At 71.1% G+C, this 25,168-nt stretch carries 26 protein-coding genes; 18 read left to right on the top strand and 8 right to left on the bottom strand.

Annotation, left to right across the window (positions count from 1 at the left end; all coding sequences use genetic code 11):
- Nucleotides 1-51 precede the first annotated feature (51 nt).
- The 6 genes from H305_RS0117775 to H305_RS0117750 all read left to right on the top strand — a co-directional run bounded on the left by H305_RS0117775 (nucleotide 52) and on the right by H305_RS0117750 (nucleotide 5,525).
- On the top strand, nucleotides 52-465 hold the full coding sequence (locus H305_RS0117775) for a DUF5997 family protein (protein ID WP_028801551.1): 414 nt from the start codon (nucleotides 52-54) through the stop codon (nucleotides 463-465).
- A gap of 204 nt (nucleotides 466-669) precedes the next feature.
- The gene (gene argC / locus H305_RS0117770) at nucleotides 670-1,698 is read left to right on the top strand and encodes an N-acetyl-gamma-glutamyl-phosphate reductase (protein ID WP_028801550.1); all 1,029 of its coding nucleotides are present in this window, start codon (nucleotides 670-672) and stop codon (nucleotides 1,696-1,698) included.
- Nucleotides 1,695-2,864 carry a bifunctional glutamate N-acetyltransferase/amino-acid acetyltransferase ArgJ gene (gene argJ / locus H305_RS0117765; protein WP_028801549.1) on the top strand — a complete coding sequence of 390 codons (1,170 nt, stop codon included), beginning with the start codon at nucleotides 1,695-1,697 and terminating at the stop codon, nucleotides 2,862-2,864. Before argC ends, argJ begins: the two co-directional genes overlap by 4 nt.
- On the top strand, nucleotides 2,861-3,769 hold the full coding sequence (argB, locus tag H305_RS0117760; protein WP_028801548.1) for an acetylglutamate kinase: 909 nt from the start codon (nucleotides 2,861-2,863) through the stop codon (nucleotides 3,767-3,769). Before argJ ends, argB begins: the two co-directional genes overlap by 4 nt.
- A complete protein-coding gene (locus H305_RS0117755; RefSeq protein WP_028801547.1) occupies nucleotides 3,766-4,965 on the top strand; it encodes an acetylornithine transaminase in 1,200 nt (399 codons plus the stop codon). The genes argB and H305_RS0117755 overlap by 4 nt, the downstream gene beginning before the upstream one ends.
- A gap of 17 nt (nucleotides 4,966-4,982) precedes the next feature.
- Nucleotides 4,983-5,525, top strand: a complete 543-nt coding sequence (locus tag H305_RS0117750) for an arginine repressor (RefSeq protein WP_028801546.1) — start codon at nucleotides 4,983-4,985, stop codon at nucleotides 5,523-5,525.
- Nucleotides 5,526-5,650: 125 nt separating this feature from the next.
- Here the strand turns inward: H305_RS0117750 and H305_RS0117745 are convergent, their stop codons facing one another.
- From H305_RS0117745 to H305_RS0117725, 5 genes are all read right to left on the bottom strand, one after another.
- Entirely contained in the window at nucleotides 5,651-6,439 is a 789-nt protein-coding gene (locus tag H305_RS0117745) for an FAD:protein FMN transferase (RefSeq protein WP_028801545.1), read from the bottom strand.
- Nucleotides 6,432-7,211, bottom strand: a complete 780-nt coding sequence (locus tag H305_RS0117740; protein ID WP_028801544.1) for an FMN-binding protein — start codon at nucleotides 7,209-7,211, stop codon at nucleotides 6,432-6,434. Before H305_RS0117740 ends, H305_RS0117745 begins: the two co-directional genes overlap by 8 nt.
- A gap of 19 nt (nucleotides 7,212-7,230) precedes the next feature.
- Nucleotides 7,231-8,568, bottom strand: a complete 1,338-nt coding sequence (locus H305_RS0117735) for a ferric reductase-like transmembrane domain-containing protein (RefSeq protein ID WP_051370715.1) — start codon at nucleotides 8,566-8,568, stop codon at nucleotides 7,231-7,233.
- Between the two features lie 194 nt (nucleotides 8,569-8,762).
- Nucleotides 8,763-9,452: a L,D-transpeptidase family protein gene (locus H305_RS0117730; protein WP_028801542.1), complete on the bottom strand. Its 690-nt coding sequence runs from the start codon at nucleotides 9,450-9,452 to the stop codon at nucleotides 8,763-8,765.
- A gap of 3 nt (nucleotides 9,453-9,455) precedes the next feature.
- Entirely contained in the window at nucleotides 9,456-10,043 is a 588-nt protein-coding gene (locus H305_RS0117725) for a pyridoxamine 5'-phosphate oxidase family protein (RefSeq protein ID WP_028801541.1), read from the bottom strand.
- A 402-nt stretch (nucleotides 10,044-10,445) separates the two neighbouring features.
- Between H305_RS0117725 and H305_RS0117720 the strand changes: the two genes are divergently transcribed.
- The 5 genes from H305_RS0117720 to H305_RS0117700 all read left to right on the top strand — a co-directional run bounded on the left by H305_RS0117720 (nucleotide 10,446) and on the right by H305_RS0117700 (nucleotide 16,692).
- A complete protein-coding gene (locus tag H305_RS0117720) occupies nucleotides 10,446-11,639 on the top strand; it encodes an argininosuccinate synthase (RefSeq protein ID WP_028801540.1) in 1,194 nt (397 codons plus the stop codon).
- A 109-nt stretch (nucleotides 11,640-11,748) separates the two neighbouring features.
- Nucleotides 11,749-13,188, top strand: coding sequence for an argininosuccinate lyase (argH, locus tag H305_RS0117715; RefSeq protein ID WP_028801539.1), 1,440 nt, complete (start codon nucleotides 11,749-11,751; stop codon nucleotides 13,186-13,188).
- Nucleotides 13,189-13,568: 380 nt separating this feature from the next.
- Nucleotides 13,569-14,540, top strand: a complete 972-nt coding sequence (locus H305_RS0117710) for an aldo/keto reductase (protein ID WP_028801538.1) — start codon at nucleotides 13,569-13,571, stop codon at nucleotides 14,538-14,540.
- Between the two features lie 86 nt (nucleotides 14,541-14,626).
- Nucleotides 14,627-15,178 carry a TetR/AcrR family transcriptional regulator gene (locus H305_RS0117705; protein WP_028801537.1) on the top strand — a complete coding sequence of 184 codons (552 nt, stop codon included), beginning with the start codon at nucleotides 14,627-14,629 and terminating at the stop codon, nucleotides 15,176-15,178.
- Nucleotides 15,175-16,692 (top strand): MFS transporter, encoded by a 1,518-nt coding sequence (locus H305_RS0117700; protein ID WP_028801536.1) that lies wholly within the window; start codon nucleotides 15,175-15,177, stop codon nucleotides 16,690-16,692. The genes H305_RS0117705 and H305_RS0117700 overlap by 4 nt, the downstream gene beginning before the upstream one ends.
- An 80-nt stretch (nucleotides 16,693-16,772) precedes the next feature.
- Here H305_RS0117700 and H305_RS0117695 read toward each other — a convergent pair whose 3' ends face one another.
- Nucleotides 16,773-17,462, bottom strand: a complete 690-nt coding sequence (locus H305_RS0117695; RefSeq protein ID WP_078629110.1) for a lysophospholipid acyltransferase family protein — start codon at nucleotides 17,460-17,462, stop codon at nucleotides 16,773-16,775.
- Nucleotides 17,463-17,854: 392 nt separating this feature from the next.
- Here H305_RS0117695 and H305_RS0117690 point away from each other — a divergent pair, with 392 nt between their 5' ends.
- From H305_RS0117690 to H305_RS0117680, 3 genes are all read left to right on the top strand, one after another.
- Complete coding sequence (locus tag H305_RS0117690; RefSeq protein WP_028801534.1) at nucleotides 17,855-19,018, top strand: glycerophosphodiester phosphodiesterase; 1,164 nt, start codon at nucleotides 17,855-17,857, stop codon at nucleotides 19,016-19,018.
- 74 nt (nucleotides 19,019-19,092) lie between these two features.
- A complete protein-coding gene (locus H305_RS0117685; protein WP_028801533.1) occupies nucleotides 19,093-19,587 on the top strand; it encodes a sigma-70 family RNA polymerase sigma factor in 495 nt (164 codons plus the stop codon).
- A gap of 58 nt (nucleotides 19,588-19,645) precedes the next feature.
- On the top strand, nucleotides 19,646-20,149 hold the full coding sequence (locus H305_RS0117680; protein ID WP_028801532.1) for a GNAT family N-acetyltransferase: 504 nt from the start codon (nucleotides 19,646-19,648) through the stop codon (nucleotides 20,147-20,149).
- 176 nt (nucleotides 20,150-20,325) lie between these two features.
- Here H305_RS0117680 and H305_RS0117675 read toward each other — a convergent pair whose 3' ends face one another.
- Together H305_RS0117675 and H305_RS0117670 are read right to left on the bottom strand one after the other, a co-directional pair.
- Entirely contained in the window at nucleotides 20,326-20,700 is a 375-nt protein-coding gene (locus H305_RS0117675; protein ID WP_107440055.1) for a hypothetical protein, read from the bottom strand.
- Between the two features lie 97 nt (nucleotides 20,701-20,797).
- Nucleotides 20,798-21,157, bottom strand: a complete 360-nt coding sequence (locus tag H305_RS0117670) for a hypothetical protein (RefSeq protein ID WP_028801530.1) — start codon at nucleotides 21,155-21,157, stop codon at nucleotides 20,798-20,800.
- A gap of 69 nt (nucleotides 21,158-21,226) precedes the next feature.
- Here H305_RS0117670 and H305_RS0117665 point away from each other — a divergent pair, with 69 nt between their 5' ends.
- The 4 genes from H305_RS0117665 to H305_RS0117650 all read left to right on the top strand — a co-directional run bounded on the left by H305_RS0117665 (nucleotide 21,227) and on the right by H305_RS0117650 (nucleotide 24,968).
- Nucleotides 21,227-21,868: an HAD family hydrolase gene (locus H305_RS0117665; protein ID WP_028801529.1), complete on the top strand. Its 642-nt coding sequence runs from the start codon at nucleotides 21,227-21,229 to the stop codon at nucleotides 21,866-21,868.
- A 371-nt stretch (nucleotides 21,869-22,239) separates the two neighbouring features.
- Nucleotides 22,240-23,274: a methionine ABC transporter ATP-binding protein gene (locus H305_RS0117660; protein ID WP_028801528.1), complete on the top strand. Its 1,035-nt coding sequence runs from the start codon at nucleotides 22,240-22,242 to the stop codon at nucleotides 23,272-23,274.
- Nucleotides 23,271-24,017, top strand: coding sequence for a methionine ABC transporter permease (locus H305_RS0117655; RefSeq protein ID WP_028801527.1), 747 nt, complete (start codon nucleotides 23,271-23,273; stop codon nucleotides 24,015-24,017). The genes H305_RS0117660 and H305_RS0117655 overlap by 4 nt, the downstream gene beginning before the upstream one ends.
- Before the next feature lie 120 nt (nucleotides 24,018-24,137).
- Nucleotides 24,138-24,968, top strand: a complete 831-nt coding sequence (locus tag H305_RS0117650) for a MetQ/NlpA family ABC transporter substrate-binding protein (protein WP_028801526.1) — start codon at nucleotides 24,138-24,140, stop codon at nucleotides 24,966-24,968.
- Nucleotides 24,969-25,168 lie beyond the last annotated feature (200 nt).

Raw genomic sequence — 25,168 nt, 5'->3', positions numbered from 1 at the left:
CGGGCAGCGGTTCTGGTCGGCGGCGCCTCGCACGCTCGTTACCCTTGACGCATGACGTCGCACCAGACCACCCAGACGATGAAGCCCGCCACCGCGGCCAAGAAGCTGGGTGTGTACCTCGAGGCCACCCCCGCCGAGTTCCGGGAGGGTGTCGTCTCGCGTGCCGAGCTGAGTGCGCTGCAGTCCGACCCGCCGCAATGGCTGCGAGACCTGCGCCGGGACGGCCCGCACCCGCGGCCGGTGGTCGCGTCCAGGCTGGGCGTCTCCATCGCCGGTCTCGCCCGGGGCGGGGTCACCGAGGCGCTCACCACCGAGCAGATCGAGGCGCTGAAGGCACAGGACCCGGAGTGGCTGCGGCGCGAGCGCGCCACGCAGGCGGACGTCCGCAAGGAGGCCGCCCGGATCAAGGAGAAGAAGGCGGAGCAGGTGGCCCGCGCCGCGGGATCCGGCGACTCGCGTTCCTGATCCGTTGCCGTCGACGGGGCGTCGGCGCCCGCGCGCCCCGTCCCGTCGTCCGAGCACGCCCCGCGCCGCCGTGCCCCGAGTGGGAGGCGGACCTCCAGGTCCCATGATTGTCATGGACATGAATAAGGCTCCTGCGTATCCATGCAGCGGATTGCATAAACGTGCGCCGAAACGTATAGTCATGCCATCCAGGAGGAGGGTTCCATGACGGTACGAGCGGCAGTGGCGGGAGCGAGCGGGTACGCGGGCGGAGAGCTGCTGCGCCTGCTCCTCGTCCACCCCGGCATCGAGATCGGCGCCCTGACCGGCAACTCCAACGCGGGCCAGCGTCTGGGCGCGCTCCAGCCGCACCTGCTGCCGCTCGCGGACCGCGTGCTGCAGGAGACCATCACCGACGTGCTCGGCGGTCACGACGTCGTGTTCCTCGCCCTCCCGCACGGACAGTCCGCCGCCGTCGCCGAGCAGCTCGGCCCGGACGTCCTCGTGGTCGACATGGGTGCCGACTTCCGGCTGAAGGATCCGGCCGACTGGGAACGGTTCTACGGCTCCGCGCACGCCGGGACCTGGCCCTACGGCCTCCCCGAACTGCCGGGTGCCCGCGCTGCGCTGGAGGGGTCCAAGCGCATCGCGGTGCCCGGTTGCTACCCCACGGCCGCCACGCTCGCACTCTTCCCGGCGTACGCGGCCGGGCTCGCCGAGCCCGAGGCCGTGATCGTCGCCGCGTCCGGCACGTCCGGTGCCGGCAAGGCACCCAAGGCGCACCTCCTCGGCAGCGAGGTCATGGGCTCCATGTCGCCGTACGGCGTCGGCGGCGTCCACCGGCACACCCCCGAGATGATCCAGAACCTCGGCGGGACGGCCGGCGAGCCGGTCACCGTGTCCTTCACGCCCACCCTGGCGCCGATGCCCCGCGGCATCCTCGCCACGTGCAGCGCCAAGGCGCGGGACGGCGTCACCGCCGAGTCCGTGCGGACCGCGTACGAGAAGGCGTTCGCCGACGAGCCGTTCGTGCACCTGCTGCCCGAGGGACAGTGGCCCGCCACGGCGTCCGTCCACGGTTCCAACGCCGTTCAGGTCCAGGTCGCGTACGACGCCGCCGCGCACCGCATCATCGCGATCAGCGCCATCGACAACCTGACCAAGGGCACCGCGGGCGGTGCCGTCCAGAGCATGAACATCGCCCTCGGTCTCGACGAGACCACAGGGCTTTCCACGATCGGAGTCGCACCGTGAGCGTCACGGCAGCCAAGGGATTCCAGGCGGCGGGCATCGCCGCCGGGATCAAGGAGAACGGCAACCCGGACCTGGCCCTCGTGGTCAACGACGGTCCGCGCCGCGCCGCCGCGGGCGTCTTCACCTCGAACCGCGTGAAGGCCGCGCCGGTGCTCTGGTCGCAGCAGGTCCTCGGGGGCGGCGAGCTGACCGCCGTCGTCCTCAACTCCGGGGGCGCCAACGCGTGCACCGGACCGAAGGGCTTCCAGGACACGCACGCCACCGCCGAGAAGGTCGCCGAGTCCCTCACCGCCGCGGGCACCGGCGAGGTGGGCGCGGGCACGGTCGCCGTGTGCTCGACCGGCCTGATCGGCGTCCTGCTGCCCATGGACAAGCTCCTGCCGGGCGTCGACCGGGCCGTCGCCCACCTCAGCGCGCACGGCGGCGAGAAGGCCGCCATCGCCATCAAGACCACCGACACCGTCCACAAGACGTCCGTGGTGACGAAGGACGGCTGGACGGTGGGCGGCATGGCCAAGGGCGCGGGCATGCTCGCCCCCGGACTCGCCACCATGCTCGTCGTCCTCACCACGGACGCCGACGTCGACAGCCCGACCCTGGACCAGGTGCTGCGCGACGCGACCCGGGTCACCTTCGACCGGATCGACTCCGACGGCTGCATGTCCACCAACGACACGGTGCTGCTGCTCGCCTCCGGCGCCTCCGGCGTCACCCCCGGCCACGCGGAGTTCGCCGAGGCCGTGCGCACCGTCTGCGACGACCTCGGCCGGCAGCTCATCCACGACGCGGAAGGGGCCAGCAAGGACATCAGGGTCGAGGTGGTCAACGCGGCGAGCGAGGCCGACGCCGTCGAGGTGGGCCGCTCGATCGCCCGCAACAACCTCCTCAAGTGCGCGATCCACGGCGAGGACCCCAACTGGGGCCGGGTGCTCTCCGCGATCGGCACCACCGGCGCCGCATTCGAACCCGAGCAGCTGAACGTCGCCATCAACGGCGTCTGGGTCTGCAAGAACGGCGGCGTGGGCGAGGACCGCGAACTCGTCGACATGCGCTACCGCGAGGTCCACATCGTCGCCGACCTCGCCGCGGGCGCCGAGACCGCCACGATCTGGACCAACGACCTCACCGCTGACTACGTCCACGAGAACAGCGCGTACTCCTCATGACGAACGTGACCCGGAAGCACACCGCCCTGCCCAAGGCGCAGACCCTCATCGAGGCGCTGCCCTGGCTGACCCGGCACCACGGCAAGACCGTCGTCATCAAGTTCGGCGGCAACGCCATGGTCGACGACGAGCTGAAGGCCGCCTTCGCCCAGGACGTCGTCTTCCTGCGGCACGCGGGCCTCAAGCCCGTCGTGGTGCACGGCGGCGGCCCGCAGATCAGCGCAGCCCTCGACCGGCACGGCATCGTGAGCGAGTTCAAGGCCGGCCTGCGCGTCACCACCGAGGACGCCATGGACGTCGTACGGATGGTGCTCGCCGGACGGGTGCAGCGGGAGCTCGTCGGACTGCTCAACCAGCACGGACCGCTCGCGGTCGGACTGACCGGCGAGGACGCCCACACCATCACCGCCACCAAGCACCGGCCCGAGATCGACGGCGAACGCGTCGACATCGGACGGGTCGGCGAGATCACCGACATCGACACCGGCGCCATCGAGGCCCTGCTCGCCGACGGCCGGATCCCGGTCGTCTCCTCGATCGCCCGCTCCCAGGACGACGGACATGTCTACAACGTCAATGCTGATACGGCGGCTGCGGCTCTCGCTGCGGCACTTGGCGCCGAAACCCTCATGGTCCTCACGGACGTCGAGGGTCTCTACGAGGACTGGCCCGACAGCGACGAGGTGATCAGCCGCCTCACCGCCTCCCAGCTGGAGAAGCTGCTGCCCGAGCTGGCCAGCGGCATGGTGCCGAAGATGCAGGGCTGTCTGCACGCCGTCCGCAACGGCGTCACCACGGCCCGCGTCATCGACGGCCGGGTCCAGCACTCGATCCTGCTGGAGATCTTCACCGACGAGGGCATCGGCACGATGGTCGTGCCCGACGCAGAGGGGGACGCCGTATGACCGGCGACGCGACGAACGCCGAACTCACCCAGCGGTGGCAGGGCGCGCTGATGGACAACTACGGCACTCCGCGGCTGCCCCTGGTGCGCGGCGAGGGCGCGAAGCTCTGGGACGCCGACGGCAAGCAGTACGTCGACTTCGTCGGCGGCATCGCGGTCAACGCGCTCGGCCACGCCCACCCCGCGGTCGTCGAGGCCGTCGGCAGGCAGATCGCCTCCCTCGGCCACGTCTCCAACCTGTTCATCGCCGAACCGCCCGTCGCCCTCGCCGAACGGCTCCTCCAGCTCTTCGGCCGCGACGGCAAGGTCTACTTCTGCAACTCGGGCGCCGAGGCCAACGAGGGCGCCTTCAAGATCGGCCGGCTCACCGGCCGCACCCACATGGTCGCCACCACGGGCGGCTTCCACGGCCGGACGATGGGCGCCCTCGCGCTCACCGGGCAGCCGGCCAAGCAGGAGCCGTTCCTGCCGCTGCCCGGCGACGTCACGCACGTCCCCTACGGCGACGCGCAGGCACTCGCCGAAGCGGTCACCGAGGACACCGCGCTGGTGATCATCGAGCCCGTCCAGGGTGAGAACGGCGTCGTCGTGCCGCCGGCCGGCTACCTCAAGGCCGCCCGCGCGATCACCGCCGCCACCGGAGCCCTCCTCGTCCTCGACGAGGTGCAGACCGGCATCGGACGGACCGGCCACTGGTTCGAGTACCAGGCACACGAGGGCGTCCTGCCCGACGTCGTCACGCTCGCCAAGGGCCTCGGCGGCGGGCTGCCCCTGGGCGCCACCGTCGCCTTCGGCCGGGCCGCCGCCCTGCTCAAGCCCGGCCACCACGGCACGACCTTCGGCGGCAACCCGGTCGTCTGCGCCGCCGGGCTCGCCGTGCTCGACACGATCGCGGGCGAGGGCCTGCTCGACAACGTGAAGCGGCAGAGCGAGAAGCTGCGCGGCTCGATCGAGTCCCTCGGCCACCCGTTGGTCGACCATGTCCGGGGTGCGGGGCTGCTCCTGGGTATCGTGCTCACCGAGCCGCTCGCGCCCCAGGTGCAGCAGGCGGCTCAGGACGCCGGTTTCCTGGTGAACGCGCCCGCCCCCGATGTCGTACGGCTGATGCCACCGCTGAACCTCGGCGACGACGAGGTGGACGCGTTTCTCCAGGTCCTTCCCGGCGTCCTCGACGCAGCCAACGGGGACGGATCCTGAGAAATGGGACGACGACGATGAGTCAGGCGCACGACCACGAGCCCGTCGGGCCTGCCGTGCCGCAGACCCGCACCGCACGCCACCGCCGGATCGTGGACATCCTCAACCGGCAACCGGTGCGCTCCCAGAGCCAGTTGGCGAAACTCCTCGCCGACGACGGACTGAGCGTCACCCAGGCGACGCTCTCCCGGGACCTGGACGAGCTGAACGCGGTGAAGATCCGCAACAACGACGGCGACCTCATCTACGCGGTGCCGAGCGAGGGCGGTTTCCGCACCCCGCGCGCCCCGCTGGGCGAGTCGGCGAAGGAGGAGCGGATGCGGCGCCTCTCCGCGGAGCTGCTGATCTCCGCCGAGGCGTCCGCGAACCTCGTGGTCCTGCGCACCCCGCCAGGGGCCGCGCAGTTCCTGGCCTCCGCGATCGACCAGGCCGAACTGCACGACATCCTCGGCACCATCGCCGGTGACGACACGCTGCTCCTGATCAGCCGCGATCCCACGGGCGGTCAGGCACTGGCCGACCACCTGCTGCGGCTGGCCCAGAACGGCAACGGGCACTGATCCGCGAGAGGCGGAGGGGCGCCCCCGGACAGGGGGCACCCCTCCGCCTCCCGCGTTCGTGATCCCGGCCGCGGGCCGTCGGCGCCCACGCGGCGCCGGGCCGCACGGCCTGCGGGCTCCTGTGGTCACCCCAGGCGGTGGGCGAGACCGCCCGTGCACCTGACCTCGTCGCCCGCCGTGATGAGCAGCGCCTCGACGTCGGGGAGCGATTCCAGCCAGTCCAGAGCCTGCCGCGAGCCCATCGCGAAGGCCGCCGTGGCCCAGGCGTCCACCCAGGTGAGCCGGGGGCCCACCACGGTCACCGCGACGAGATCGGTGACGGCGGACCTGCCGGTGCGCGGGTCGACGATGTGGGCGCCGCGCTCGGCGGTCCCGGACGTGGCCACGGCCAGCTCGGCGACGCCGGCCGCGGAGACCACCGCGGCGAGCGACCCGGGCCGCAACGGGTCCGACACCCCGACCCGCCACGGGCGGTGCGGCCCGGGAACGCCGAACAGCTGGACGTCACCGCCGCCGTTGACACTCACCCCGCTCGCCCCGGCCGCGACGAGACGCTCCGCCGCACGCTCGGTGGCCCAGCCCTTGACGATCCCCGTCGGATCCAGCCGTCCCTCGTACGTCGTGCTGAACCAGCCGTCGCTCAGCCGCTCCGCCTCGGCGCCGAGGCGGAGCACCTCGGCCACCTCCGGGTCGCACTCCTCGACGCCCAGCTCACCGCGTACGAGCCGGGTGATCTGGCTGTCGTCGCGGTAGGTGCTGAACACCTCGTCCACCCGGTGGAGTCCGGCGACCGCCTCCTCCAGCGCCGTCCGCACGGCCTGCGGCTCGCCTCCCCGTACGTCGAAGGAGAAGACCGTGCCCATGACCTCCTCGGCGTGGCGCAGGGCGGGCGGCGCCCCGGCCGGCTCAGCCACCGGCTTTGTCCAGGGCGGACTGGAGGGACTGCTTGTAGCCGCCGCTGGTGTAGGTGGCTCCGGAGACCGCGTCGATGTCCGCGCTGCCGGCGGCGACGGCCTCCTGGTCGAGCTTCGGTACGGCATTGTTCGTCACCTCGCTGCTGCGTCCGCCGCTCGGGGCCTGCACGGCCTCCGACTTGGTGATCTTCCCGCCGCTCATGGTGATGCGGACCTGGACGGGCCCGTACTGGGTTCTCGCCACGTCTCCGGTGACCGTCCTCGCCTGCGCCGCGGCACCGCCGCCCGCGGGGGAGGACGGCGCTTTGCCGCCCGCCGCCCCGGCCTTGTCCAGGGCGGACTGGAGGGACTGCTTGTAGCCGCCGCTGGTGTAGGTGGCTCCCGAGACCGCGTCGATGTCCGCGCTCTGTGCCGTCACCGCCGCCCGGTTGAGCCTGGGCACGGCCAGCTCGGTCTTCTGGTCGCTGGTCCCGCCGCTCGGCGCCTGCACGGCCTCGGCCTTGGTGATCTTCCCGCCGCTCATGGTGATGCGGACCTGGACGGGCCCGTACTGCGTCTTCACCACGTCTCCGGTGACGCTGCCGGACTGTGCGTTCGAGGCGCCTCCCTGGGGCGATTCCTGGGCCGCGGCGCTCTGCTGCGGTGCCGCCCCGCCCGCCGCCGACGCGGACGCCGGGTCGGACGCGGGCTTCAGCGACAGCAGCAGGACGATCCCGGACACGGTGGCGGCGGTGGCGAGCACGACGCGCCGAATGGGGTGGCTCTTCTTCATCGCTCCTGACTCCCGTCGCTCACATCTCGAACGACTCGTGATGGATGCGGCGGGCGGGAACGCCCGCCCCGCGCAGTGCTTCGTAGACCTGCTGTGCGAAGCCGGGCGGCCCGCACAGGAACACGTCGTGGCGCTCGATGTCCGGCAGTTTGCGGCGGAGGCTGTCGGGCGAGATGTCCGGACGCTCACCCTCGGGACTGTTCACCGCGTACATGAGGCGGGCCCCGCGCTCCTTGGCGATGGCGGCCAGCTCGTCCCACAGGGCCAGGTCCTGCGTGCTGTTGGCCCGGTACAGGAGTGTCAGGTCGCCGGACGCGCCGGGCAGCGTCTCGAACAGCGCCCGCATCGGCGTGATGCCGACGCCGCCCGCCACCAGGAGCACCTTGCCGCGGCTGCGCCTGGACGCCGTCAGCGCCCCGTACGGGCCCTCGGCCCACACCCGGGTGCCGGGCTCCAGGTCGCGCAGCGCCTCGCTGTGGTCGCCGATGGCCTTGACGGTGATCCGCAGCATGGTGGGCCGGGGCGCCGCGGACAGCGAGTACGGGTGGGAGCTCAGCCGCATCCCGGGCGCCAGGAAGCGCCAGCGGAAGAACTGTCCCGCCTCCGCGCCCATCCGGTGCAGTTTGCGCCCGCTGATCAGCACCGACACGATCCCGGGCGTCTCCTCGATCACCGCCTCGACCCGCAGCCGGTGCTTCAGGTTGAGGCGGATCGGCGCCAGGATCCGGTACCAGAACACGAGCGCGGTCACCGATCCGTACAGCCCGTACCAGACGGTCTTGGCGGCCGGCTCGACGGCGAAGTCGTTCCCGGTGGACAGCTGGTGCCAGAACGTCAGGAACACGGCCGCGTACGTCAGCAGGTGGACGTGGTACCAGGTGTCGTACGGGATCAGGCGGCGGACACCGCCGATCGAGATGAACGCGATGAGCACCAGCAGGCCCGTGCCGATCGCCGCCTTGCCCATGTCGGGCAACTGGTTGACGGAGTCGACCGTCTGCTGCACGATCCCGCCGAGTCCCTTGCCGGACTGCAGGGCGTAGCCCCACATCGTCAGGAAGAGGTGGGCGAGGACCAGGCAGATCGTGTACCGGCCGCTCATGGCGTGCCAGCGGGCGACCCGGTCCGAGCCCACCCGCCGTTCCAGGGCGGGCACCCGCGCCATCTGGAGCACCACCAGCGCCATCAGATAGCCGGCGAGCAGCCCGGTGATCCGGCCCGCGTTCAGGATCCTGCTGTTGTCGTCCGCGATGGACGGGGTGTTGTTCCACCACAGCCAGACGACTCCTGCAGCACCCGCCCAGACGGCGACGAGCAAGGGGACGGCGGGCGAGCGACGTGGGCGGATTCGGCGCATGGTCTGGCGCCGCGCGGCGCGACCACCGGCGATCGTGGACACGGTTCCTCCGTGTGCGTCCGTGGGGACGGGGCGAGGGGAGTGGCCCCCTGGCCCAGAGATACGGCCCACGACCGCCGTGTGTTCAGCGGACCGCCGAGGACCTGCCGACCGGAGCCCCGTGCCGCCGGTGTCGGTGTCGGTGCCGCGCGGGGCTAGTACTTGGTGATCGCCGTGGGGCCGTCCGCCGTTCCGATCGCGATGTGCGGGTCGCGCGCCGGATCGGCCCACGCGAGTACGCGCCGCATCGCATCCCGGGACACCGACACGCAACCGGCCGTCGCGTCGCGCCCGCCCACGTGCAGGAAGATTCCGGCGCCGCGCCCGTGCACGGGCCGCGCGTAGTTGAAGCCGATCACGAAGGCGTGCTCGTACTGCGTCGGGTACGCGATCAGGTGCTCGGACTCGGCGGCGCGGCAGTCGGCGGGCCGGGGCTCGGTCCAGCGGTTGTACGAGTGGGAGTCGTTGTCCTGGCACCACCAGGAGTCCTGGTGCACCGGGCGGTACGAGGCCCGCGTCCCGTCCGGCGCGGGCCCGACGCCGAAGGCGTACGGGAGGTCGTACAGCCCCGTGGGGGTGGTGTTCGTGCCCTGGCGGCGTGATCCGCCCTCGGTCAGCCCCTTCGCGCCGAAGCGGGCCGCCGCCGAACCGGACTTCACCCAGTGCCGGTCCCGCAGGTCCCACCAGGTGACCGTGCCCGACGTGGCGTCGGCGCGGGACGCCTCGGCGGTGATCAGCTGGGTGCCGCCGCCCGTGTCCGCCATCCGCTCGGGAAGGAGCGGCGGACCGCCCGGAGCCATGGAGAGTAAGGACACGGACGCGAGGGCGACGGCTCCGAGGCGCATGATTCAGAACGTACTGGGCGGCAGCGGCAACGGCAGCCCGGGAAGGCCGTCGAGGCTGCTCGCGATGTGCTCCTTCTTGGTGAAGTAGGCGCTCAGCGAGGCGTCGTCCTCGCGGGCGAAGCGCTTCCCGTGCAGATCGCGGTCCGACTCGTACGCCATGAAGGGCACCGCGTAGCCGCAGGTGTCCCGGACGAGCTCGGCGCTCACGACGATGATCGCGCGCAGGCCGTGCGAGGCCGGGTCGATGTCCGGGAAGTGCCCGAGCAGTTCGCCGAAGCGCGGGTCGTCGCGGAAGACCGGTTCGCCGTGGCCGTGCACCCGGACGATGTTCGGCGGCCCCTGGAAGGCGCACCACATGAGGGTGATACGGCCGTTCTCGCGCAGGTGCGCGATGGTCTCGGCGTTGCTGCCCGCGAAGTCCAGATAGGCCACGGTCAGCTCGTCGAGGACGGCGAACGATCCGCTGAGTCCCTTGGGGGAGAGATTGATCGTGCCGTCCCCGGACAGGGGTGCGGTCGCGGTGAAGAAGAGGGGCTGCGCCTCGATGAAGGTGCGCAGGCGGCCGTCTATGCGCTCATAGGTCTTTCCCATGTCTAACGATTATCGGGGAAAGTCTTTCGTCTGTCTAAGGGAATTGCGCGTTCCGATGGTCCGAGGCCGCCCCGACCGGCGCTCCGCGGGGCGGCCACGGTGCCCGGCGCAGTCGCTTCGTGAGTGTGCGGGCGGCGCGGGGGCGAGGCGCCGGCCCGGCCGTCGAGCCGGTGCCCGGGCGGCGGGTCCGGTGCGTCCGGGCCGTCACCCGTGCGGCGCATCCCGCCGCGCCCTCGCCGTGGGGTCGTCGGCCCGCGCATGCCCGCCTGACCTGGCCTTCCGGCATCCCTCGCGGATTGCCTCCGCCGTCCGGACCGGTGCGTCCGACCCGCCCGGATTGACGAACCATGCAGACACCTGCATACTCATGCATGTCAGCGAATGCACTGTGAGGAGAAACCCGTGACCGAGCGCGTCGTACTCGCCTACTCGGGCGGCCTGGACACCTCCGTCGCCATCGGCTGGATCGCCGAGGAGACGGGCGCCGAGGTCATCGCCGTCGCCGTGGATGTCGGCCAGGGCGGCGAGGACCTGGACGTCATCCGCAAGCGCGCGCTCGCCTGCGGTGCCGTCGAGGCCGAGGTCGCCGACGCCAAGGACGAGTTCGCCGACGAGTACTGCCTCCCGGCGATCAAGGCCAACGCCCTCTACATGGACCGCTACCCGCTCGTCTCCGCCCTGTCGCGGCCGACCATCGTCAAGCATCTGGTCGCCGCCGCCCAGAAGCACGGTGCCAGCACGGTCGCCCACGGCTGCACCGGCAAGGGCAACGACCAGGTCCGCTTCGAGGCCGGCATCGTCGCCCTCGCCCCCGACCTCAAGTGCATCGCCCCGGTCCGTGACTACGCGATGACCCGGGACAAGGCGATCGCCTTCTGCGAGGAGAAGCAGCTCCCGATCGCCACCACCAAGAAGTCCCCGTACTCCATCGACCAGAACGTCTTCGGGCGTGCCGTCGAGACGGGCTTCCTGGAGGACATCTGGAACGCCCCGATCGAGGACATCTACGAGTACACCTCGAACCCGGCCGAACTCCGTGAGGCCGACGAGGTGATCATCACCTTCAAGCACGGCGTCCCGGTCGCCATCGACGGCAAGGCCGTCAGCGTCCTGCAGGCCATCCAGCAGCTCAACGAGCGTGCCGGCGCCCAGGGCATCGGCCGGATCGACATGGTCGAGGACCGGCTCGTGGGCATCAAGTCCCGCGAGGTGTACGAGGCTCCGGGCGCGATCGCGCTGATCACCGCCCACCAGGAGCTGGAGAACGTCACCGTCGAGCGCGAACTGGCCCGCTACAAGCGGCAGGTCGAGCAGCGCTGGGGCGAACTGGTCTACGACGGCCAGTGGTTCTCCCCGCTCAAGCGCGCCCTGGACGGCTTCATCGACGAGGCCAACCAGCACGTCGACGGCGACGTCCGGATGACCCTGCACGGCGGTCGCGCCGTCGTCACCGGCCGGCGTTCCGAGTCGTCGCTCTACGACTTCAACCTCGCGACGTACGACACGGGTGACACCTTCGACCAGGCCGCGGCCAAGGGCTTCATCGACATCTACAGCCTGTCGTCGAAGATCGCCGCGAAGCGGGACCTCGGCTAGGGCCCGGCACGGCCTGCGAGACACCTCACACGCACTAGCCTGACAACCGCCTCCTCACTCCTGGGTGGGGAGGCGGCGGCACATCCAGACCTTCCTAGGAGCAACGCAAGTGAGCAGCAACAGCGGTGACGTACGGCTCTGGGGCGGCCGTTTCGCCGACGGTCCCGCCGAGGCCCTGGCCAAGCTGTCCGCGTCGGTCCACTTCGACTGGCGTCTGGCGCCGTACGACATCGCCGGTTCGCGTGCCCACGCGCGCGTGCTGAACCAGGCGGGTCTGCTCACCGAGGACGAGCTCACGCGCATGATCGCGGGACTCGACCGGCTCGAGGCCGACGTCGCCGACGGCTCCTTCGTCGGCACCATCGCCGACGAGGACGTGCACACCGCCCTGGAGCGCGGCCTGCTGGAGCGCCTCGGCCCCGATCTCGGCGGCAAGCTGCGCGCCGGCCGCTCCCGCAACGACCAGGTAGCGACCCTCTTCCGTATGTATCTGCGCGACCACGCCCGGACCATCGGCGGACTCGTCGCCGAGCTCCAGGACGCGCTGATCGGCCTGGCGGAAGCCCACCCGGACGTGGCCATGCCGGGCCGCACCCACCTCCAGCACGCCCAGCCGGTCCTCTTCGCGCACCACGTCCTCGCCCACGTCCAGTCCCTGTCCCGGGACGCGGAGCGGCTGCGCCAGTGGGACGAGCGGACGGCCGTGTCGCCCTATGGCTCGGGCGCCCTGGCCGGCTCCTCCCTCGGCCTGGACCCGGAGGCGGTGGCGAAGGACCTCGGCTTCGAGCACGGCAGCGCCGCCAACTCCATCGACGGCACGGCCTCCCGCGACTTCGTGGCCGAGTTCGCGTTCATCACCGCGATGATCGGCGTGAACCTCTCCCGGCTCGCCGAGGAGGTCATCATCTGGAACACGAAGGAGTTCTCCTTCGTCACCCTCCACGACGCGTTCTCGACCGGCTCGTCGATCATGCCGCAGAAGAAGAACCCGGACATCGCCGAACTGGCGCGCGGCAAGTCCGGCCGTCTGATCGGCAATCTGACCGGCCTGATGGCGACCCTCAAGGCACTCCCGCTCGCGTACAACCGCGATCTCCAGGAGGACAAGGAGCCGGTCTTCGACTCCTGCGACCAGCTGGAGGTCCTGCTCCCGGCCTTCACCGGCATGATGGCCACGCTCACCGTCCACCGCGAGCGCATGGAGGAGCTGGCCCCGGCCGGCTTCTCGCTCGCCACCGACATCGCCGAGTGGCTGGTCAAGCAGGGCGTGCCCTTCCGGGTCGCGCACGAGGTCGCCGGCGAGTGCGTGAAGGTCGCCGAGGCCGAGGGCAAGGAGCTGGACGGCCTGACCGACGAGCAGTTCGCGAAGATCTCCGCCCACCTCACCCCCGAGGTGCGCTCCGTCCTGAACGTGCCGGGCGCCCTCGCCTCGCGCAACGGCCGAGGTGGTACGGCACCCGAGGCGGTCGCCGTCCAGCTCGCCGAGCTCAAGACGGACGTGGCGGCCCAGCACGCGTGGGCCACGGCGAAGGACGCGAAGCAGGGCTGAGACGGTCGGCACGCGCGCGTGCGGTTCACGGGCCCCTCGCGCGTGCCGTTCGCCTTGCTCGTACGGGTGTTCGCGGACCCCATGAGCGCATGCCGCTCGCCGGACCCGTACGGGTGGGTGTTCGCGGGCCGCACGAGACGTTCCCTTCGGTGACCCCGTGCGCGTGCGCCGGTCGCGGACCGCACGCGTGCCCACAGCGGACCGCACGCGCGCGTGCCCGCCGCGGACCGCACGCGCGTGCCGGCCGTGGGGCGGGCGCCCGCCGGGTGCCGTCGTGGGCAGCCGCACGGCATTCGCGGGCCGGACCCACGCGTGAAGCGCCGTCATCGCGGTTACGTTGGTCATGAGCCGTACCGGAGCCGACCGAAACGGAGCCAGCGATGCCCTTCGCCCGTCTCGCCACTGCGACGACTCCCACCTGTCACATCGGTCTGGGGCTCGCCGCCGTGGGCCGCCCCGGCTACATCAACCTCGGCCGCGAGGCCGACCTGCCCTCCGTGCGCAGCGTCGACGTCCTGCGCGCCCGCACCCACGAGCTCCTCGACGCCGCCTACGCGCAGGGCGTGCGCTATTTCGACGTCGCCCGCTCCTACGGCCGTTCGGAGGAGTTCCTCGCCGAGTGGCTGAACGAGCGGCCGGACATCGACGACGTGGTGGTCGGCAGCAAATGGGGCTACACCTACACTGCGGGCTGGACCATCGAGGCCGAGCACCACGAGGTGAAGGACCACAGCGCGGCGACGTACGAGCGCCAGCGCGCGGAGACCGCCGAGCTGCTCGGCGACCGGCTCGACCTCTACCAGATCCATTCGGTGACCCCGGACAGTCCGGCCCTCACCGACAAGGAACTGCACGCCAGGCTGGCCGAGGCCGCCGCGGCGGGCGTCACCGTCGGCTTCTCCACCAGCGGGCCCGCCCAGGCGGACGCCATCCGCGCCGCTCTCGCCGTGACGGTCGACGGCGAGCCCCTCTTCCGTACCGTCCAGTCGACGTACAACCTCCTGGAGACCTCCGCCGCCCCCGCGCTCGCCGAGGCCCACGACGCGGGGCTGACGGTGATCGTCAAGGAAGGCCTGGGGAACGGCCGGCTGGCCGACCCGAACGCGCCGGAGGAGCTGAAGTCCGTCGCCGCCGAGGCCTCCCTGGGCACGGACGCCGTCGCCCTCGCCTGGGTCCTGCGGCAGCCCTGGGCCGGGGTCGTCCTCTCCGGCGCGGTCACCGCGAACCAGCTCGCGTCGAACCTGCACGCCGCGGTCGTCGACCTCGACGACGACCAGCTCGCCCGCCTCGAGGGCCTCGTCGAGGGCCCGCAGGCCTACTGGGAGCGGCGCGGCCGGCTGCCCTGGCACTGAGCGGCGGGCGTCCCACTCGCACACATCGGTGAGACGTTCGCATATCTGATGAGACGGCTGTGTCTCATGTGCGTTACTCTTGTCTCATGGCCGTCGACCGTGAACACGTGCTGCGCAGCGCAGCCGCCCTGCTCACCCGCAAATCCACCGCCACCATGGACGAGGTCGCCAAGGCGGCCGGGATCAGCCGCGCCACCCTGCACCGCCAGTTCGCGGGCCGGGACGCGCTCGTGCGCGCGCTGGAGTCACTCGGCATCGCCGAGTGCGAGGCGGCTCTGGACGCCGCGCGTCTCGACGAGGGCACCGCTCAGGAGGCCGTGAGCCGCCTGGTCAAGGAGCTCGAGACGGCGGCAGGCCTGCTCGCCTTCCTCTACACCGAGAACCAGCTCTTCGAGGGCGACGGACAGAACGAGGGCTGGGCCCGGCTCGACGCCCGGATCGCCGCGCTGTTCCGGCGCGGCCAGGACAGCGGCGAGTTCCGCATCGACCTCACCCCGGCCTGGCTCACCGAGGCGCTCTACGGACTCATGGCCTCGGCGGCCTGGGCCGTGGCCGAGGGCCGGGTCGCCGCCAAGGACTTCCACCACATGATCGCCGAGCTGCTGCTCGGCGGCGCCCTACGGAGAGAGGAACCATGACCAGCACCCTGCAGCCGGCGTGCACGGCGGAGGCGGAGAAGCGTCCGGGCCGCTGGCTCGCGCTCTGCGTCCTCGTCCTGGCCGTGCTGCTGGTGGCCGTCGACGCGACCGTCCTCGGCCTGGCCACCCCGTACATCAGCGAGGACCTGAGGCCCTCGGGCACCCAGCTCCTGTGGATCGGCGACGTCTACTCCTTCGTCATCGCCGGACTGCTCGTCTCCATGGGCAGCCTGGGCGACCGCATCGGCCGCAAGAGGCTGCTGCTCGTCGGTGCCACGGTGTTCGGCCTGATATCGGTGCTCAACGCCTACGCCACGACACCGGAGACGATGATCCTGGCGCGGGCGCTCCTCGGAGTCGCCGGCGCGACCCTGATGCCCGCCACGCTGGCCCTGATCCGCAACCTCTTCCACGACCCGCGCGAGCGCAGCCTCGCCGTCGGCATCTGGGGCGCGACGGCCTCCGCCGGTACGGCGGTCGGCCCCGTCGTCGGCGGGTTCCTGCTCGAACACTTCTGGTGGGGCTCCGTCTTCCTCATCAACCTGCCGGTGATGGTCGTCCTCGTCCTCGTCGGCATCAAGCTGCTGCCCGAGTCGAGGAACCCGGACCACGGGCCCTGGGACCTGTCCAGCGTCGTCCTCTCGCTCGTCGGCGTGATCGGCGTCGTCTACGCCGTCAAGGAGGCCGCCGCGCACGGGCTGTCCACGGAGTCGGCCGCCGCGGGCCTGCTGGGCGCCGCCGCCCTCCACCGGTTCGTGCGCCGCCAGCTCACGTTGCCCACACCGCTGCTGGACGTCAGGCTGTTCCGCAACCGCGGCTTCTCGGGAGCCGTGCTCGCCGACCTGCTGACCGTCCTCGGCATGTCGGGGCTCGTCTTCTTCCTCTCCCAGTACCTGCAACTCGTGCAGGGCAGGGGTCCGTTCGAGGCCGGGCTCGCCGAGATCCCGGCCGCCGTGGGCGCGGTCGCGGCCGGTCTGGTCGCGGGCAGCGTCGCCCGGCGCTTCTCGGTGCGCGCGGTGGTCTCCGGCGGTCTCGCCGCGGTGGGCCTCGCGCTGGGCTCGCTGACCCTGCTGAGCCAGTGGACCGGCTATCCGCTGCTGGGCGCCGCCCTGCTGGTGGTCGGAGTCGGTGCGGGCTTCTCCTTCACCGTCACCGCCGACGTCATCCTCTCCAGCGTCCCGAAGGAGGAGGCGGGTGCCGCCTCCGCGGTCTCCGAGACGGCGTACGAGCTCGGCGCCGCACTGGGCATCGCCCTGCTCGGCTCCATCGTGACGAGCGTCTACGCCGGCTTCGCGGGTCCCGCGGGCACACCGGCCGCGGCTCACGAATCGCTCGGCGGCGCCGTCGAGTCGGCCGCGGAGCTGCCGGCCGACGCCGCGGCGGCACTGATGGACTCGGCCCGTACCGCGTTCGTCGACGGCCTCGCGATCGCGGCGGGCGCCGGAGCGCTGGTGCTGCTCGCCACGGCGGTGGCCGCGTGGTTCCTGCTGCGCGGGCAGAAGCTGGAGGCGTGACCGTACGAAACGGGTGAGCCCCGCCCGGCAGTCGCCGGTCGGGGCTCACCCGTGAGAATCGCGGTGCCTCGTGCGAGGCGTCAGGCGGCCTTCGCCTTCGTGGCGTACATGTCCACGTACTCCTGGCCGGACAGCCGCATGACCTCGGTCATCACGGAGTCGGTCACCGCCCGCAGGACGTAGCGGTCGCGGTCCATGCCCTCGTACCGGGAGAACTCCATGGCCTCGCCGAAGCGGACCGTGACCCGTCCGGGGCGCGGGATGCCGGCGCCGCCCGGCTGGATCTTGTCGGTGCCGATGATGGCGAAGGGGACGACGGGAGCACCGGTCATCAGGGTCAGACGTGCGATGCCCGTGCGTCCCCGGTAGAGCCGACCGTCGGGGGAGCGGGTGCCCTCCGGGTAGATGCTGAAGACCTTGCCCTCCTCCAGCACGCGGCGGCCGGTCATCAGCGCCGCCACACCGCCGCGGCCACCGTCCCGGTCGACCGGGATCATGCCGACGCCGGTGAAGAACCAGGCCATCACCTTGCCCTTGATGCCCTTGCCGGTGACGTACTCGTCCTTGCCGATGAAGAAGACCTGGCGGTCGCAGAACAGCGGCATGATCATCGAGTCGATGAACGTGAGGTGGTTGCCGGCCAGGATCACGGGGCCGTCGCCCGGGATGTTCTCCACGCCTTCCACCCGTGGGCGGAACATCAGGCGCATGATCGGTCCGAGCACTGCCTTGATGAGCGCGAAGCGGGACAACGGGCCCTCCGGTGTCAAGGGATCGGTATGAAGTCTGTGCAGGTGAGGACGATACTCGCGGCCCCCCGGTGATTGCACATCGGGTTCACCGAGTGGATACGCACTGTTGACGCCTGTTTACCTGCGGTGCCGCCTCAACGGGCGGCTGTCACGCGGTCGACATGATGTGACGGACATCGCGCGTCGCGGCGGCGAACGAGTGAACGTGTCGCGGTCGGCCGTCCTCCGCCACTGCCTTCCCGCCTACCCACCGCTGCCGCGATGAAGCCGACGGACCGTCATCTTCCGCATCCCGTACGACATCCAGGGTCACCCACGTGTTCGACCGCAGGCCTCCCTCCGGTCACACCGCGGCACCTACGATCGTCCCGCTTTCGACAGGCGGGGGCCCTACAGCGGGAGGAGCGCTCATGGTGGCGCAGGAGTCGGACGGACAGGGACGGGGCACGGCGCGGCGCGCGCTGCTCGGTGCGGCGGTGCTCGGGGCGGGTGGAGCCGTCCTCGGTGCGACGGGAACGGCGAGAGCGGACGGGCGGCAGGGCTCGGGCGGCTACCGTAGCCTGCCCAAACCGACCGTCATCGGACATCGCGGGGCGAGTGGTTACCGGCCGGAGCACACCTTCGGCTCGTACCAGCTGGCCCTCGACATGGGAGCCGACGTCGTCGAGGCGGGCGACCTGGTGCCCACCAAGGACGGCCACCTGGTGTGCCGGCACGAACCGGAGATCGGCGGGACCACGGACGTCGCGGCACACCCCGAGTTCGCCGGCCGCAGGACCACGAAGACGCTCGACGGCGTCGCCACCACCGGCTGGTTCACCGAGGACTTCACCCTCGCCGAGCTGAAGACGCTGCGGGCCGTCGAGCGCATTCCCGCCAACCGTCCGCACAACACGCTCTACGACGGCCGCTGGGAGATACCGACCTTCGAGGAGGTGCTCCGCTGGCAGGACGAGCAGACCCGCAAGCGCGGCAAGCAGGTCTGGATCTACCCCGAGACCAAGCACCCCACCTACTTCCGCAAACTCGGTCTCGGGCTGGAGGAGCGGGTCGCCAAGCTGCTGCGCAAGTACGGCAAGGACGGGAGGAACGCGCCGGTCATCCTCCAGTCCTTCGAGCCGAGCAGCATGCAGCGGCTGAACAAGCTGGTGGACAACCCGCTCGTCGTGCTGCTGTCCGGCGCGAGCAGCCGTCCCTGGGACTTCGTCGAGGCGGGCGACCCGCGCACGGTCGCCGACCTGGTCAGGCCCGAGGGCCTGAAGTGGATCGCCTCGTACGCGCAGGGCATCGGCCCCACGCTCGACCTGGTCATCCCCAAGGACGCGAGCGGCAACCTCACCACGCCGACCACGCTCGTCGCCGACGCGCACGAGGCGGGCCTGATCCTGCACCCCTACACCATGCGCAACGAGAACCCCTTCCTCCCCGCGAGCTTCCGGAAGGGCACCGACCCGACCGCCTACGGCGACGCGTTCGGGGCCTTCAGGACGTACTTCGAGACGGGCATCGACGGCGTCTTCTCCGACAACGCGGACACCGCGCTGCTGGCCCGCGCCGACTTCGTCAACGGATGACCCGGCCACCCCGGATGGGGTGACAGACGGCCGCCCCGGCAACTTGACGCCGGGGCGGCCGCGTCGTGCCGCACATGACCCACGAGATGGTTTCCACCCTGCGCCCGCTCCTCGCCGCCGAGGCCTCGGCCGAGGCGTACGCCTGTGGCGCCGAGCAGGGAGACCTCGAACAGGCCGTCTGGCTCCGCCTGCTGGAGCGCCTCGACGCGGGCGGTCCGCCCGAGGACCCGCAGGGCTGGCTGCGCCGCGCCGTGCGCTCCGAGGCCCGCCGCAGCCGCCGCACCGCCCGTGTCGAACAGCCCTACGCCGCCGAGCCCGCGGACCTCGGCGGGCCCGGGCCCGAGCAGCAGGCGATGACGTCCGAACGGCGGCGCGCGCTGCACGACGCCGTGCGCCGGCTGCCGGGCCGCTGCCCGGGGCTCATGGCGGCGCTGCTCTCGCCGAAAGACCTCACATACCGGGAGATCGCGGGGGAGTTGGGTATCTCACAGGGCAGTCTGGGGCCGGAACGTTCCAGATGCCTGGGATGTCTGCGGCGATTGCTGACGGTGGAGGTTGCGGGTCGCTGACGGCGGGGATAGGAGTGAGGGACTACCGGTGGAACAGGTGAGCGGGAGGCATGCACACATGGGCATGAGCGTGACCATCTCGGCGGCGACCGAAGAGGACGCCGAACAGATCCTCAAGCTGCAGTACCTCTGCTACCAGAGCGAGGCCGAGCTCTACGGCGACTACGGAATCGAGCCGCTCACCCAGCCGCTCGACTCCCTCAGGGCGGAACTCGGCAGTGGCACCGTCCTCGTGGCGCGGCTCGGGGCGGAGGTGGTGGCCTCGGTCCGCGGCGCGGTGGACGAGGACGGCACGGCCCGCATCAACAAGCTCATCGTCCACCCGCGCATGCAGCGGCACGGGCTCGGCGGACGGCTGCTCGCCGCGATCGAGGCACAGCTCGGCGCGGACGGCACGGCCAAGTCCTTCCAGCTCTTCACCGGGCACCGCAGCGACCGCAATCTGCGCCTGTACCGCAAGCACGGTTACGCGCCCGTCTCCACAGAGCGCGTCGACGAGCGGCTCACGCTGGTGACACTGGCGAAAGGCGCCGACGCGAGCGCGTACGCGACCAGCGCCTGACCGGCTCCGGGCCCCGGTCGCCGACCGGGGCCATCGCGGCCCGACCCGCGGACGGATGGGTGTCACCGCGACTCGGGCCGGCGAGAGGCCGGCTCTCCGGTGCGCCCGACTCCCGCCGTGGGGCGGCCTGTCGGACTCGGTGGCCTGCCGGTCCAGCGGTCAGGCCTGTTCGGCGGTCAGGCCGGCCGTGCCGTCGCGCGGGCCTTGCGCAGCCAGTACATCGCCGAGAGCGGCAGCAGCACCGGGATGAACAGGTAGCCCATCCCGTAGTCCGACCACACCGTGGCGTCGGGGAAGGCGGAGGGTTCCACCAGCGTCCAGGTCCCCACGATCAGCACGCCCGCGAGCTCGGCGGCGCAGCACACCAGCGCCGCCCTGCGGGCCGTCTCGCCACCGCGCACCAGCGAGTACGTGATGAAGCCGTACACGACACCCGCCACCGCGGACAGCGAGTAGGCGAGCGGAGCCTTGTCGAACTCCGTGGAGATCTGCACGGCGGACCGCGAGACGGCGCCGACGACCATCACTGCGTACAGCCACAAAAGCAGCATCCCGGGGCCGCTGATGAGCCGTGTCCGCTTCTTCGGCGTCCCGTCCGGCACGCCTGTCCCGCCGGGCACGATGCCGTTCTCGTCCGTGGCCGTCATCTCAGCCTCCCCAGATGTCATAGAGCCGCACCTCGAGGACGGCGAGGACCACTCCGCCGGCCGCCACCGTGACCGAACCCCAGCGGGTGCGCTCGGCGAGCGACATGAAGCCCGTGGCCGGAATGCACGCGAAGGCGCCGAGCAGGTACGCCACGAAGATCGTCGTGCCCTGCTCCGGCTTCTCGCCGCGTGCCAGCTGGACGATGCCGATCACCAGCTGGGCCACGGCGAGCAGTGACACCACGGCCATGCCGATGAAGTGCCAGTCCTTGGTGGGCTGATCACGGTAGGCGGCCCAGCCGCACCAGGCGGCGAGCGCGAGCGCGGCGACGGCGGTGGCGACCGTCAGGGCATCAAGCATGCCGTGACCCTATTACGGGCCAAAAGGCCCGATGCGCTCGCCCCCGGGGTGCCCCGTAGGGTCGACGGCATGAAGATCCATGCAGATGCCCTCCTGTTCGACAACGACGGAACGCTCGTCTCATCCCTCGAGTCGGTGAACCGCTGCTGGACGCGATGGGCGACGGAGTACGGCATCACGGCTGACGACTTCGCCCGGATCGAGCTGCACGGTCGCCCCGCCGTCGAGATAGTCGCCGACCTGCTGCCCGCCGACATCGTGCCCGAGGCCCTCGCGCGCATCGAACAGCTGGAGGTCGAGGACGTGCCCGGCGGGGTCGTGGCGCTGCCCGGCACCCTCGCGCTGCTCGACGCGCTGCCCGCCGAGCGCTGGGCCGTGGTCACCTCGGCCACCCGCCGGCTGGCCGAGGCCCGGCTCGAAGAGGTCGGCATCCGCCCCAAGACGATGATCGCCGCCGACGACATCACCCGCGGCAAGCCCGACCCCGAGCCCTACCTCCTCGCGGCCCGTGAGCTGGGCGTCGACCCGGCGCGCTGCGTCGTCCTCGAGGACGCCCCGGCCGGTCTCCAGGCAGGCCGCGCGGCCGGAATGACCACAGTGGCATTGACCACAACGCACCACCGCCACGAGCTGGACGCCGACCTGGTGGTCGGGGACCTCTCCGCCTTGTCCGTACTGGTCACCGACCACGGCGTGGAGATCTCCGCCTGACACGACAGCGTGTCCACCGCTGTCCGCTATTCGGACAGCGGTGGCAGGCCCCGCCTGTGGGTCTGCTTTACTTGCACCCATGACCACGACGAGCAGCCGCATCCTTGCGACCGAGGCGACCATGACGCCCGGTGCTCGTCGTATGTGTCGAATGTGCGCCTTCTAGAGGGCCCCCGCACCACCGCCTGGTCTCGCGCCCCGAAGCGAGACCGCCGCGCCCTGTCCGTACCGCGTACGTGACTCCGGCTGCCCCGCGCACACGTTCTCCTTCCGGTTCCTTCGCCATCGCGAGAACCGTGCCGCGTTCCCGACCGCATGCACCCGTGCCCGGCGCACACCCACGCCCTGCACTCGACAGTGACGGAAACCCAGTGATCACGACAACGGGCCTCACCAAGGTCTACCGATCGCGCGGCCGAGAGGTCATCGCCGTCGACGGCGTCGATCTGCACGTCCGCGAAGGCGAGGTGTACGGCGTCATCGGCCAGTCCGGCGCCGGAAAGTCCTCGCTCATCCGCTGCGTCAACCTCCTGGAGCGCCCCACCTCCGGCACGGTCACCGTCGCCGGACAGGACCTCACCGCACTCGCCGGCCGCGGCCCCCGCGCCGGCAAGGAACTGCGCCAGGCCCGCAGCGGCATCGGCATGGTCTTCCAGCACTTCAACCTGCTGTCCTCGCGCACCGTCCAGGACAACATCGAGCTGCCGCTCGAGATCCTCGGCGTCTTCGGCAGGGAACGCAGCCGCAAGGCCCTCGAACTCCTCGACCTGGTCGGCCTCTCCGACAAGGCCAAGGCCTACCCGGCGCAGCTCTCCGGCGGCCAGAAACAGCGCGTCGGCATCGCCCGTGCCCTCGCCGGCGACCCCAAGGTGCTCCTGTCCGACGAGGCGACCAGCGCCCTCGACCCGGAGACCACCCGCTCCATCCTCCAGTTGCTGCGCGACCTGAACCGGCAGCTGGGTCTGACCGTCCTGCTCATCACCCACGAGATGGACGTCGTCAAGAGCATCTGCGACTCCGCCGCGCTCATGGACAAGGGCAGGATCGTCGAGTCCGGGACCGTCGGCGAACTGCTCGCCACGCCCGGCTCCGAGCTCGCCTCCGCGCTCTTCCCGGTCAGCGGCGACGCCTCCGGCGACGACCGCACCGTCGTCGACGTCACGTTCCACGGCGAGTCGGCCACCCAGCCCGTCGTCTCGCAGCTCGCCCGCACGTACAACATCGACATCTCGATCCTCGGCGCCGCGATGGACACCGTCGGCGGCAAGCAGGTCGGCCGCATGCGCATCGAACTGCCCGGCCGCTACGAGGACAACGTCGTACCGATCGGCTTCCTCCGCGAGCAGGGCCTGCAGATCGACGTCCTGGGCCAGGAGCCCGTACTGGTCGAGGAAGGTGCCAAGTGACCTGGTCCGAGATGCAGCCGCTGCTGTCCCAGGCGTGCTGGGACACGCTCTACATGGTCGGCTGGTCCACGCTGATCGCCGTCCTCGCCGGCCTTCCGCTGGGTGTCCTGCTGGTCCTCACGGACCGCGGCGGCCTGGTGCAGAACACCGTGGTGAACAAGGTCATCGGGCAGGTCGTGAACATCGTCCGCTCGATGCCCTTCATCATCCTGATGGTCGCTCTGATGTCCTTCACCCGCTGGATCGTCGGTACGACCATCGGCCGCGAGGCCGCCATCGTGCCGCTCGCCGTCGGCGCCGTCCCGTTCTTCGCGCGGCTCGTCGAGACGTCCGTGCGTGAGGTCGACGGCGGTCTGGTCGAAGCCGTGCAGTCGATGGGCGGCAACACCTGGACCGTCGTCCGCAAGGTGCTCGTTCCCGAGTCCCTGCCGTCGCTGATCTCCGCCACCACGACCACGGTCGTCGCCATCATCGGCTACTCCGCGATGGCCGGCACCGTCGGCGCGGGCGGCCTCGGCGACCTCGCGATCCGCTACGGCTACCAGCGCTTCGAGTCCGAACTGATGTGGCTCATCGTGGCCGTCCTCGCCGTCGTCATCGCCGTCATCCAGTTCGCCGGCGACTCCGGCGCGCGCGTCCTGCACCGCCGCGCGGGCAAGGGCGGCGAGCCGCTCCGCTTCCGCGTCCTCGCCGGATTCCTGCCCGGCGGCCCGGCCGGCGCCACTCCCACCAAGACCCGCTGAGCACGCGGCTTCCCGCCCCACCCGGCGGCCCGGCCGGCGCATCCCGGCCAGGAGCCGCCGAAACCCCGACTCCCCGTCCCACCCGGCGGGTTGCACCACCCATGGAGAAAGGCACTTTTCGTGCGTAACATCACCAAGATCACCGCGGCTGTCCTCGCCACCGGCGCCCTCACCCTGGGCCTGACCGCCTGCGGCTCGGACAAGGCCGACACCAAGGCCAAGGCGTCCGATCCCCTCGTCGTCGCGGCCACCCCCGTGCCGCACGCCGAGATCCTCGAGTACGTCAAGGACCACCTGGCGAAGAAGGCCGGCCTCAAGCTGGAGGTCAAGGAGTTCACCGACTACGTCACGCCGAACACGGCGACCGAGGACGGGTCAGTGGACGCCAACTACTTCCAGACCCAGCCGTACCTGGAAGACTTCAACAAGAAGAACGGCACGCACCTCGCCTCGGTCGCCACGGTCCACCTGGAGCCCCTCGGCCTCTACTCCGAGAAGGTCGAGAAGGCCGGCGACCTGAAGAAGGGCGGCACCGTCGCCCTCCCGAACGACGCCGACAACGAAGCGCGAGCCCTCCGCTTCCTCGCGGCCGGCGGCATCATCACGCTCAAGAGCGGCTCGGAGGGCACCGCGACCCCGCAGGACATCGCGAAGAACCCGAAGGACCTTCAGTTCAAGGAGATCGAGGCGGCCCAGACGCCGCGCTCCCTGAAGGACGTCGACGCCGCGGTGATCAACGGCAACTACGCCATCGGCGCCGGTCTCTCGCCCGCCAAGGACGCCCTCGTCCTGGAGTCCACGAAGAACAACGCGTACAACAACGTCCTCGCCGTGAAGCAGGGCAACGAGAAGGACCCGCGCGTCGAGAAGCTGGCCAGGCTCCTCACCTCGCCCGAGGTCAAGAAGTTCATCGAGGACAAGTACGCCGGTTCCGTCCTGCCGTCGTTCTAGTCGTCCCGCACGGCCACCGAGCCACGGGGACGGCCCCTGAGCCGTCCCCGTCGTCCGGCACCTCCGTCACCGCACGGGGTCCGCTCCCCGCCCGGGGTGGACCCCGTGGTGCGGTTCGGTGCTTTCATGCTGCATGCTGGGCAGTTCAGCAGGCCCGGCGGTTTTGAAGGCCCGAAGTTCCCGACGGTTACGGAGCGGCG

Source organism: Streptomyces sp. 142MFCol3.1 (assembly GCF_000424945.1).
GTDB lineage: Bacteria > Actinomycetota > Actinomycetes > Streptomycetales > Streptomycetaceae > Streptomyces > Streptomyces siamensis.
Note: the sequence above shows the minus strand (reverse complement) of the source record. Positions and strands in the feature narration are given on the sequence as shown.